A 1,951-nucleotide genomic window follows, 5' to 3' on the forward strand; every position below is an offset into this window, starting at 1 on the left:
GTGCACAGCGCGCCCGGGTCCTGCGCGGACACGGCCATCGCGTTCACCTGCTGCTGCGTCAGGGTGTTCACGTACGACACCTGACCCGCCGTGTCGGTGCCGCTGGAGGGGCCGACTTCCTTGTAGCTGGAACCGAGCTCCTTGAGAGCCGCCTCGCCACCCTTGTCGGAGGAGGTGAAGTAGGGGTTGTTGACCTGCTTGGGCAGGAAGCCGACGGTCAGGCCCTTCTTCAACTCGGCGTTCGGGTCCGCCTTGCCGGTGGCGGCAGCGGCGGCACCGCTGTCGTCGGCGGCGTCGTTCTTGGTGGTGCCACCACAGGCGGTGGCGGCCAGGGCGAGCGAGGACAGCACGGCGACAGCGACACAGCCACGGCGCAGCGACGACTTACGCATGTTCGGATTCCTTTTGCAGACGAGTTGCAGACGAGACGTGGACTTGCGAGGAACGGTCGGCACTACGGGGTGGGGGCGGCCGGGGTGGGGGTTGCCGTCGCCGGTGGGGGAGCCGTACGGCGTCCCGCCCGGGCGACGGAGATCTGGCGTGCGACGCGGGGGCCGAGCACGGAGGCGACGAGCAGGATGCCGGTGACGACGATCTGGGACTGTGCGGACACGTTGACCAGGCTCATCACGTTCTGCAGGGCGCCGAGGAGGAAGACTCCGGCGATGGCGCCGCCGAGGGTGCCCTTGCCGCCGTCGAAGTCGATGCCGCCCAGCAACACGGCGGCGACGACGGAGAGTTCGAGTCCGGTGGCGTTGTCGTAGCGGGCGCTGGCGTAGTGCAGCGCCCAGAAGATCCCGGTCAGGGAGGCCATCAGGCCGGTGACGGTGAACAGGATCAGCTTGTGGCGCTTGACGCGGATGCCGGTGAAGCGGGCGGCTTCCTCGCTGGCGCCGGTGGCGAAGACGGACCGGCCGAAGGGGGTGGCGTGCAGGACGACCACGGCGATCGCGAGGAGCACGAGGAAGGGCAGCAGGGCGTACGGGATGAACGTGTCGCCGATCCGTCCGGCCGCGAAGTCGAGGTACTGGGTGGGGAAGTCGGTCACCGCGTCCGAGCCGAGGATGATCTGTGCGATGCCCCGGTAGGCGGCGAGGGTGCCGATGGTGACGGCGAGGGAGGGCAGTCCCAGCTTGGTCACCAGCAGCCCGTTGACCAGACCGCACAGGACGCCGAGGAGCAGGCAGATCGGGATGATCGTCTCGATGGCCATGCCCTGGTTCCACAGGGCGCCCATGACGGCACCGGACAGGCCGGCGGTCGAGGCGACGGACAGGTCGATCTCACCGGAGACGACCAGCAGGGTCATCGGCAGCGCGATCAACGCGATCGGCAGGGTGTTCCCGATCAGGAAGGACAGGTTGAGCGCGTTGCCGAAACCGTCCACGAAGGTGAAGGAGAACAGCAGCAGGACGATCAGAAGGGCGCCGACCACGGTGTCCCAGCGGATCGCTCGGTTGAGGGACTCAGGCATGGCTGACGTCTCCCTTCTTCGGGGCGGCAGCGCTGGTACGGGCCGCGGCCGACTTCTTCTTCAGGGCGGAGGCCACGCGCAGCGCGACGATCCGGTCGACGGCGATGGCGAGGAGCAGCAGGACACCGTTGATGGCGAGGACCCAGACACTGCTCACACCGAGGGCGGGGAGCACGCTGTTGATGGAGGTCAGCAGCAGGGCGCCGAGCGCGGCGCCGTAGACGCTGCCGGAGCCGCCGGTGAAGACGACACCGCCGACCACGACCGCGCTGACGACGGTCAGTTCGTACCCGTTGCCGGTGCTGGAGTCGACGTTGCCGAAGCGGGCCAGATACATCGCGCCGGCGAGTCCGGCGAGGGCGCCGCAGAAGGTGTAGGCGGTGAGGATGCGCTTGCGGACCGGGATGCCGGCGAGGCGGGCGGCCTCGGGGTTGGAGCCGAGGGCGTACAACTCCCGTCCGCTGCCGAAGTGCTTGA

The 1,951-nt window shown here is 68.9% G+C and carries 3 protein-coding genes; all 3 read right to left on the minus strand.

Going from position 1 to position 1,951, the window contains the following annotated elements:
• Positions 1–392: substrate-binding domain-containing protein (locus ACIPSE_RS47200; RefSeq protein ID WP_401676384.1), on the minus strand; the 392-nt coding region annotated here is incomplete at its 3' end.
• Positions 393–454: 62 nt separating this feature from the next.
• The gene (locus tag ACIPSE_RS47205; RefSeq protein ID WP_401676386.1) at positions 455–1,474 is read right to left on the minus strand and encodes an ABC transporter permease; all 1,020 of its coding nucleotides are present in this window, start codon (positions 1,472–1,474) and stop codon (positions 455–457) included.
• On the minus strand, positions 1,467–1,951 hold a 485-nt coding region (locus ACIPSE_RS47210; protein ID WP_401676388.1), incomplete at its 5' end, for an ABC transporter permease. The genes ACIPSE_RS47210 and ACIPSE_RS47205, both read right to left, overlap by 8 nt.

The organism is Streptomyces sp. NPDC090106 (assembly GCF_044747265.1).
Lineage (GTDB): Bacteria > Actinomycetota > Actinomycetes > Streptomycetales > Streptomycetaceae > Streptomyces.

What these genes read in the sequence shown, in the direction of transcription:
- ACIPSE_RS47205 (WP_401676386.1), bottom strand. Translation starts at nt 1,474, where the DNA reads ATGCCTGAGTCCCTCAACCGAGCGATCCGCTGGGACACCGTGGTCGGC.